Annotated in this window: 5 protein-coding genes and 1 pseudogene; 1 reads left to right on the top strand and 5 read right to left on the bottom strand. The window is 38.4% G+C overall.

Going from position 1 to position 8,948, the window contains the following annotated elements; genetic code table 11:
• Positions 1-123 precede the first annotated feature (123 nt).
• The 4 genes and pseudogenes from EAI83_RS16615 to EAI83_RS16600 form a co-directional block, all read right to left on the bottom strand.
• A pseudogene (locus tag EAI83_RS16615) lies at positions 124-555 on the bottom strand (TIGR01457 family HAD-type hydrolase); the annotation flags it as partial.
• 161 nt (positions 556-716) lie between these two features.
• On the bottom strand, positions 717-1,517 hold the full coding sequence (locus tag EAI83_RS16610; protein ID WP_015527044.1) for a helix-turn-helix transcriptional regulator: 801 nt from the start codon (positions 1,515-1,517) through the stop codon (positions 717-719).
• Between the two features lie 351 nt (positions 1,518-1,868).
• On the bottom strand, positions 1,869-3,266 hold the full coding sequence (locus EAI83_RS16605; protein ID WP_129976220.1) for an MFS transporter: 1,398 nt from the start codon (positions 3,264-3,266) through the stop codon (positions 1,869-1,871).
• Between the two features lie 167 nt (positions 3,267-3,433).
• Positions 3,434-6,472, bottom strand: a complete 3,039-nt coding sequence (locus EAI83_RS16600) for a glycoside hydrolase family 2 TIM barrel-domain containing protein (protein WP_129976218.1) — start codon at positions 6,470-6,472, stop codon at positions 3,434-3,436.
• 201 nt (positions 6,473-6,673) lie between these two features.
• Between EAI83_RS16600 and EAI83_RS16595 the strand changes: the two genes are divergently transcribed.
• A complete protein-coding gene (locus EAI83_RS16595; protein ID WP_044961974.1) occupies positions 6,674-7,537 on the top strand; it encodes an AraC family transcriptional regulator in 864 nt (287 codons plus the stop codon).
• 121 nt (positions 7,538-7,658) lie between these two features.
• Here EAI83_RS16595 and EAI83_RS16590 read toward each other — a convergent pair whose 3' ends face one another.
• Complete coding sequence (locus EAI83_RS16590) at positions 7,659-8,915, bottom strand: RNA-guided endonuclease InsQ/TnpB family protein (protein ID WP_227945541.1); 1,257 nt, start codon at positions 8,913-8,915, stop codon at positions 7,659-7,661.
• Between the last annotated feature and the right edge of the window lie 33 nt (positions 8,916-8,948).

Raw genomic sequence — 8,948 nt, 5'->3', positions numbered from 1 at the left:
ATAAAGCTGGATACAGCATTTTTTAGTAAAAAAATAAATATATTTTACTTATAATGTGCAGATATGCACAGTTTACGTTTTCATCTCGGCAATTGAATTACCGAGGATTCCCGCTTATCTTCCTAAATTCGTTGCTTTTGTTAATGTATCCAATGAATAGGAGCGTCCCTCTCCCACAACAACATAATCCGGATTTACATCATTCATTGTGATACCTACATCATAAAGTGCATTTAACAGGCCGGCTTCTCCTATCACAAATGCCGAACAGCCTGCCGCCTGTTCTTTTAAAAATGCGGCTGTTGCCAATGCACTGGTATAAAAATGTTCTTCTGGCACATCAAGTCCCATCCTAGCCAGTTTCTGATTTAATTCTCGTGGTGTATATCCACTATTATTTGTCAAAAACAAATATTCTTTCTTTTCATCATGCAACCACTGGATGAATTCTGGAACACCTGGCAATATCTGATTGCCATGATAGATCACACCATCCATATCACAGATGAATCCTTTTTTTTCATTAAAATCGATTATGGATTTTATCATGTTCATATGCGCCCTGCCTTTCTTGTTTCTTTAGAATACACCTTACTCTTTTCATAATAAAATAAAGCGCTATTTTCTACAAATATTTTTATATTATATCATCCACACATGAAATCAAATACATAGCACTGTAAAATCAAAGTAAATATTTCGATCAACAGAACCTTTTATGACAACATCTCTTTCACACAAGTACTTCGATAATCACTTGGTGATATTTTATATCTTTCTTTAAATACTCGGTTAAACGTTCTCTGACTTTCAAATCCACTATCCAGACAAATATTTGTAATAGAATCACTCGTATTTTCCAAACGATGGCATGCATAGTTCAGCCTTGCATCATTAAGATATTGATTAAAGTTTCTATGGAATGTCTTGGAAAAGAGTCTGGATAAAACATATTTGCTCACGCCCAGGTCTTTTGCCATCTCTTCCAACGAAAACTTCTTCTTGAAATTTGCTGATATATAGGAAACTGTCTGGTAAATAAGATCGTTGCTCCCCACACTGCTCTTTTCTACCAAATTTAATTTTCCTATGCAGCGTGCCAACACAATTTGAAGATATGCCTGTGCAACAGTAATATCCGACTGTTCTGTCTCTAAAATTGCATTTATAACCCTATATACCTCCGGTTCAACCTTTTCCGCTTTGATGATTGGGTATTCAGGAGCCATGGATTGCATGATATCTGCAAATTTGGCTATCGTAAATGGCGATGCAATCAGATAAGTCGCTTTATTTACACCGGGTGTCAGTACCTGATAGTGATGAATAACATCTGGAAATACAAAGCCTATATCTCCTTTTTCCATATGGTATAGTTCCTGTCCGACACCAAGTTCTAATGATCCACTTGTTACACAAACGATCTCCAGTGCATTATGAAGATGTGGTTCAATATGTTTTGACTTCCTATTTATTGCTATGATCTCCTCTTTTGTGTCAACATATTTTAACTGCATGAAATACTCCCCTTTGCAACATTTGTCTATATCTTCTTTCGATTTGGCAAGCAATCCTTTTACACCTATCTTATAATCAACTTGTAAATAAGGAAAGGAGGAATTGCAAATGAGCAACCTAAAAAAATATCTGAATGGCCTTTTAGTATTCTACACTGAATATTTTGAGCATCCTTACCATGTATAAATACTAAAAGGACTATTTTGTGAAAACTGAATATTTTCTTAAGGCCATTTCACAAAAATGAAGTGGTCCTTTTTTATTTTCAAAATACAGTTCTATCACTTTATATATAGAAAAAAGCACTGTCTCATCGAGCAACGACCAGACAACGCTTTCTCCTGTCAATTCTAATTTATGTCTAATGCATCTGTTACTTCATCTGCAGCAATTCCTTTTTCTGCTTTCAGTTTTTTATTTGCATCTTCTACATTCATTCTTGAAAGCACAAACATAATCAATACATCAAAGATTAACGGAAGCCAAAGATACATGAACTGCATCATATCAAGTGCAGACTGTGGCTGAGTTGCATTTGTTCCGACATATCCACTGAACTCAAGCATCCATCCAACAACAGCGGTTCCAATACCTCCACCGATTTTTACACCAAGAGAAGTACAAGAGTACATCGTTCCGTCAATTCTCTTTCCCTGCGTAAGATAAGTGTATTCAGAGCAAGATGCGATAACTGCGTTCATATCTCCCTGCCATGGTCCCTGACCTAAGGCTGCAAGAGCTGTAAATGCCATCATCAGCGGAACACTGCCCATATATCCGGCAACAACAACAAGTGCTCTACCGATGACTGCTAAGACGTAACCTCTTAAGTTCAGTTTATACATACCTTTCCACTTACCAACTAATGTCGGTGTGAAAATCAGGGCAATGATCAGTGGAATATTTACTGACCATGCAAATTGTCCAAACAAATTCTTATTTTTCAGTACCCATGTCATGTAATAAATGCCAGCTCCAATCATGGCACCATATAACTGCTGTAAAATATATGTTCCACAAATCATCATGTAATATTTGTTTTTGACAAGAAGCTTGAATGCCTGTACCATTCCATACTTTTCATTATCATTCTTTACTTCTCCTTCATTAAGTTCTTCCTCCGGAAGTTCCTTAACAGAAAGTGCTGAAATCGTATTTACGACCAGACCAATGATTGCATAGATAATAGCAACCGTTCTCCATGCCGCAGCATCTCCACCACATTTATCTACAAATCCAACTGTAATCGCCTGAATCAGAAGACTTGTTGAAAATGCAAAAATAAAACGGTAAGATCCCATCTGTACACGCTCTTTGCTGTTCTTTGTAATCAGTGACGTAAGTGCTGAATAAGCAATATTGTTTGCTGTATAAAACACACCATTTAACAGTGTATAAGAAATAAAGAACCATGCATATTTAGCCGTTGTTCCCAAGCTGACTGGTACTGCAAAGCAGCAGACCAGCGTAATGGCACAACCAATGTATCCGTATAGCATCCATGGCTTCGCTTTTCCCATTTTACTGTGTGTTTTGTCAATCATTGATCCAAAAAATATATCCGTAAAACCATCAAATAGTTTTGATGCGGCAATCAGGGTACCTACGACACCTGCAGCAAGTCCTACTGAGTCCGTCAGATAGACCATCATGAAAGATGTCAGGAAGGCATAGACTACATTACCTGCAATATCACCTGATCCATATCCAATCTTGTTATACCATTTCAAATACTTTTTTTCTTCCATCGAATTTCTTTGCTCCTCATCTTCATCGCACTTAGAATCTCAATATGGCTAACCGTATGATATCTAATTCTGTTTTTTTCTCTGATTTTGTCTGATTGCTCTGTATATCCGGACTTTACATAACAATCAGACTCTCTTTCCTTGTTTACGGGTTACATGAAACTTTATTATCCCTTTACATACGGTATCAGTGTAAACTGAAACCGGAATAATACATCATCAAATCGGTACTGATCCAATACAACTGGACCACAACTATTAGAACCAATGCCATTTAATGCGTAGTCAACGCAAAATACTACACTATCTGATTCTGTCAGTTCATAATTATGCGTTTTCTTCTCAAGTTCTTCCTGCGTATAATAAGAAGCATTGAATGAAAATGCCTTTTCTGCGGATGCCACAATTCCATATCGGCTGTTGTTAAGCTCTACATATTCACAATCATAATGGCTTCCATTTTCCTGTGGGCGAATATAATCCTCATGCAAATCATCTACATTTGCCTGATACAAACCGTGGCTCGCAGCCTGATGTTTGTCACAATAGCTTTCCTGTGGTCCCATTCCAAAGTATCGTGCAGCTGAAAGTTTTTTATCCAGGAACATCCTCACACCAAATCTCGGAAGATCCGGGAATTCATCGTCTTTTGTTACTGCAATATCTGCATCAATCTTTCCAGCAGCTTCTATTTTCCATGTAATCGTCACATCAAGAATCTTCTGTACTGTCTCTGCCACAACGGAAGCATGGCTTGTAATCTTCACACCATGTTTTCCCTGCACAACCTCTGTCGTATAGGCTCTTGTGTAAGCCTTATCATAGTGGGCTTTCTTCCATTCAGACTTGATGTACATATCATTATCTGTTGGAGCTCTCCAAATATTTAATTCCATCGGATGGTTCAAGTATTCCCGCCCTGCGAATTTCATCTCTGTAAAGAGTGCAGTACGTTTGTCTATGGTATAAGCAAATTCACGCCCCTTGATATGAATCTGTGTATCATTTTCATTTACCTGTAATTCAGAGTCCACTACTGTTTTTGGTATCCATTTCTCTGCAAGTTTACATTTTGTATCCTCTTTACTTACCTCAATTTCATCAAATCCAAGAATATGGTCTTCATCCAACAGTGGCAATTCTTTTTTCAGATGGTAAATAAGTTTTAAATAACATTTCCCATTCTCTGGAACATTGATCTTCAGGTTTGTTTTTCCTTCCCCATGTGGTGCCACAGAAAACTCCGGAAGTATGCCTTTGCTGATCACAAGACCATCCTGTGTCAGCTCATAACTGATCTTCACATAATCTTTCAAGTCATCAAAATCCATGTAGTTATGAAGCACCAGTTCTCCGCTTTCTTTGTCATAGGAAATAACCCTTGCCGGTCGATAAACATTCTTGTATTCCAAAAGTCCTGTATGTACCGTTCTGTCCGGATATACTAATCCATCCATACAGAAGTTGCCATCATGAATTTCTTCGCCATGGTCGCCCCCATAAGCATATATAGTCTTTCCATTCTCAGCAGTTCCATGAGCAATCGCATGGTCACACCATTCCCAGACAAAGCCGCCGCACATTTTATCATTATCCTGAATCATCTGGAAGTAATCTTCAAAATCTCCAGGTCCGTTTCCCATGCTGTGACAGTACTCTACCAAAAGGAAGGGTTTGCTTCCATCTTTATCCAGATATTCCTGAATTTCGGAAAGCGCTGGGTACATCCGGCTGTACACATCCAGATTGCTGTAATCATATGTTTCATCATAATTACGGTATCTTGCACTCTCATATTGTGTGATACGGTCTGGATCAAAATTCTTTGTCCATTCCAGTGCTTTTTCAAAGTTGCAGCCATAAGCACTCTCATTTCCCATTGACCACATAACAATACAGAAACGGTTTTTGTCACGTTCCACCATGAGTTTTACGCGATCAACGATTGCCTCTTCCCATACCGGATCATCTGCAATCTTCTCATTCCATCGTTTGAACCGATTGTAATCAGTGTCTTCTTTTCTGTAGATCATAAATGGACCATGAGCTTCAATATCTGCTTCATCTATTACCATGAATCCATACTTGTCACACATTTCATAGAAAAATGGTGCGTTCGGATAGTGGCTGGAACGGATCGCATTAAAATTATGCTGCTTCATTAACGTAAGATCGGTTGTAATCTGTTCCGGATTGATTGTAAATCCAGTAACCGGATCAGAATCATGTCGATTGACACCACGGAATTTAATCTTCTGTCCATTTAAATAAATAACCTGGTCTTTAATCTCTATCTTTCTTAATGCAATGTGATCTACAATTACTTCATTCTCTGTTTCAAGAATCAGTTTATATAGATATGGATTTTCTGTATTCCAAAGTTCCGGACTTGCGATTTCTAATACAGCTGTTCCTTCTTCAGCAATACTTCCTAGTGCTACAACTGCTCCGTTTCTATCTTCAATCGAAATTTTTACATTTAACGGAGAGTAGAATTTCATTTCAATTTCTACTTTCGCAAGCATATCCTCAATTCTTGTTTTAATATGATAATCACTGATTGCCTGTTTTGGGCGTTTCAAAATGTACACATCCCGGAAAATACCACTCATACGGAATTTGTCCTGATCTTCCAAATAGGAACCATCACACCACTTCATTACCAACACTGCCACCGTATTCGTTCCATCCTGAAGTACATCGGTAACATCAAACTCACTGGTCATATGCGAAACCTGGCTGTATCCTATGTAAGAGCCATTGATCCATACGTAAAAGCAACTGTCTACTCCTTCAAAGTTCAAAAAAGATTTTGGCGCTTTCTCATCTCTACTGTACTCAAAAGTATGTACATAGACTCCACACGGAATGTCCTGTGGCACATATGGTGGATCAAACGGAAATGGATACCGGATGTTTGTATACTGGTGTGTATCATATCCAGCCATCTGCCATACACTTGGAACCTGAATCTCATCAAAATTTTCTGTATCATAATTCTTCTCAAAGAAAGAATCCTGAATGTCATAGATGCTGTTAAAATACTGGAATTTCCAAGTTCCATTCAATAACTGCATACGATCTGACTCTTCTCTGTGTTCCACCAAGTTATCCATTCTTCTGGATGCCGGAATATAATAGGCTCTGGCTGGCATTGTGTTTTCGTGCAGTACGCTTAGATTTTCATAATAACGTGGTACGATCATAAATAGCTCTCCTCCAATACATATACTTTTTTGTTCTTTGTTTTCCTAAAGAAAACCTTATACTTTACTTTTTGTTTACGTTCCTTAGTTATGCTATATATATAGCTTATCCTAATTCGCAAAATATGTCTATGAATTGGATTAGACAAAATATGCACTAAATGATACAATGATAAAAAGTACGAAAAGAGGTGCTGTCCTATGTATTTGAACACCGGTTATTTGAACCACTCACATATGGATTTCAAAGACAAAAGTCGTCCGCTGATTGTAGGTAGCTGTGGTACTTACCGTCTTTCCAGACATCCCAAACTTCCGACCTACCGTCCAAAGGGTCGTCTGGATTATCAGATTATATATATCACTGCTGGTTGTGGGCATTTTCATTTTGATAATGTAAATAATGAAACGATTGTTCCAGCCGGCAACATTGTACTGTACAGACCGAAAGAACTCCAAAAATATGAATATTACGGAGAAGATAAGACAGAAGTATACTGGATTCACTTCACAGGAAGCAATGTAAAAAATATCTTACGTCAATATGGGTTTCCGGATAAAGAACGTGTCTTTCAAGTGGGTACATCTAATGAATATGAACAAATTTTCAAACGTATCATTATCGAGCTGCAACGCTGTCAAGACAATTATGAGGAAATGCTTGTCCTTTTGCTACGTCATCTTCTGATCAGTTTCCACCGGGAACTGACAAGAGAGCACATATTAAAAAATGAATACCTTGATCATGAGATGGATAATGCTGTTACCTTTTTCAGTGAAAACTACAATCAAAATATCAATATTGATGATTATGCTGCCTCACGAGGCATGAGTGTCAGCTGGTTTATCCGAAATTTCAAAAAATATACCGGTTCTACACCAATGCAATTCATTGTGGGAATCCGCATCAACAATGCTCAGATGTTACTTGAAACAACAACTTATTCCATCCATGAGATTTCTAAGATTGTCGGATATGATAACCAGCTTTATTTCAGTCGGCTTTTTCACAAGCTGAAAGGATATTCGCCGAGAGAATACCGAAAAATAAGAAATAGGTTATGAAATCTATAATGTCATAAAAAGTGAACTACTCGGCAACTTAGTTACCAGAGCATCTGAAATCTGGCGGGATACCGCCTTTTTTCAGGGTGCGTCCATGACACCAATACTGCTTGCCTTTCGGCTATACAGCTACTTTTATTACTTCTGGATTTTTTAGTCCGGTTACGGACAGTTCCTTCTGCTTTCCGGATACGGAAAGATATTTCCGCAGGATATTAAATGCGCCTACTGCATCTGCATTGTAGCTTACTCTGTCAGTTATATACATACCCCGTTCTTTTCGGTTTGTTGCTTCTGCATATCTTTTTGATACTTCCGGTGATAACGGGCTGCACTGACTGGTATAGCTTTCCTCCTGTTTTATCAATTGGATCCCATACAGTTTCAGCTTATATCCCAGCATGATATACAGCCTGTTATATGGCAGTCCGTGAAACTTCTGGTTGACCTTATGCCCCATATCTTTCTCTTTACGGATATTTCGGATATCTCCCACAACCACACAGCGGATATCTTCTTTTCTGCAGTATTCTGCAATCCATCTGGTCACTTTATGAAGATAATCCTTCACTGTATTCTGCTTTTTTCTGTAAAGTCTCTGGATATGTTTCGATGATCCTGGATATCTTATCCCTCTTTCCGATTGCTGCGCATACCAAACAGACTGCACTCTGGCGATCTTTTTATGAAAGTATCTTTCCAATGAAAGATATTTCCTTCCAAGGATAAAAGTCCGGCCATTTCCGGAATCATAACAGGTCATCAGATTATGAAGTCCAGGATCAATAGATAAATAATGTCCATTCTGGGAAAGCTGCTCTGGTCCTTCGATCTCATAGATAACGATAAGGTCACATTTTCCGTTTTCCGGCGGATAGATCCGCAATTGTTTTATATGATCCATGTCCCTGAAAATCTTATTTTCAAGATATAGAAATCTTTCATGGATCCCATAGGTTTCTTCCATATAGATTTTCAGATTCTTTGGCAGAGACAGCCGAAGCTGGTCTGAACCTTTCTCATGCCGGATCCCCATCTGCATGTATGTGACCGGGATATTATCCTGTTTAAAACGGGGCGGATTTGGATCTTTGATCCCTCCAGTCTTTTTCAGGACATAGAAAGATCTCCATGCTTTGTCCAGTTGCTTGCAGGTCTCCTGTGCTGTCTGTGACGGAAGCTGCCTGTACCACAGATCTCCTTTATGCGCTTTTTTCTGATAATACCAGTCAGGATACTTTTCCAGTCCCAGCTCTTTATAATGATGACGTTCGTAGTTGCAGACATTCCAGAGTTTGGAAGCTGCATAACACATATGCCCTATGATATTGGAATATTCCGGCCGGATCTTTACAGATGTTCTGTGTGACAGCAGCATTCCTCTTCCCCCTTTGGACAGCTATGCAGATAG

This window comes from Blautia sp. aa_0143 (genome assembly GCF_004167315.1).
In the GTDB taxonomy this organism is placed as follows: domain Bacteria; phylum Bacillota; class Clostridia; order Lachnospirales; family Lachnospiraceae; genus Blautia_A; species Blautia_A fusiformis.
Note: the sequence above shows the minus strand (reverse complement) of the source record. Positions and strands in the feature narration are given on the sequence as shown.

Excerpts from the sequence above, each read along its gene's own strand:
- EAI83_RS16610 (WP_015527044.1), bottom strand. The coding sequence starts at position 1,517 with ATGCAGTTAAAATATGTTGACACAAAAGAGGAGATCATAGCAATAAAT.
- EAI83_RS16600 (WP_129976218.1), bottom strand. The coding sequence starts at position 6,472 with ATGATCGTACCACGTTATTATGAAAATCTAAGCGTACTGCACGAAAAC.
- EAI83_RS16595 (WP_044961974.1), top strand. The coding sequence starts at position 6,674 with ATGTATTTGAACACCGGTTATTTGAACCACTCACATATGGATTTCAAA.
- EAI83_RS16605 (WP_129976220.1), bottom strand. The coding sequence starts at position 3,266 with ATGGAAGAAAAAAAGTATTTGAAATGGTATAACAAGATTGGATATGGA.
- EAI83_RS16590 (WP_227945541.1), bottom strand. The coding sequence starts at position 8,915 with ATGCTGCTGTCACACAGAACATCTGTAAAGATCCGGCCGGAATATTCC.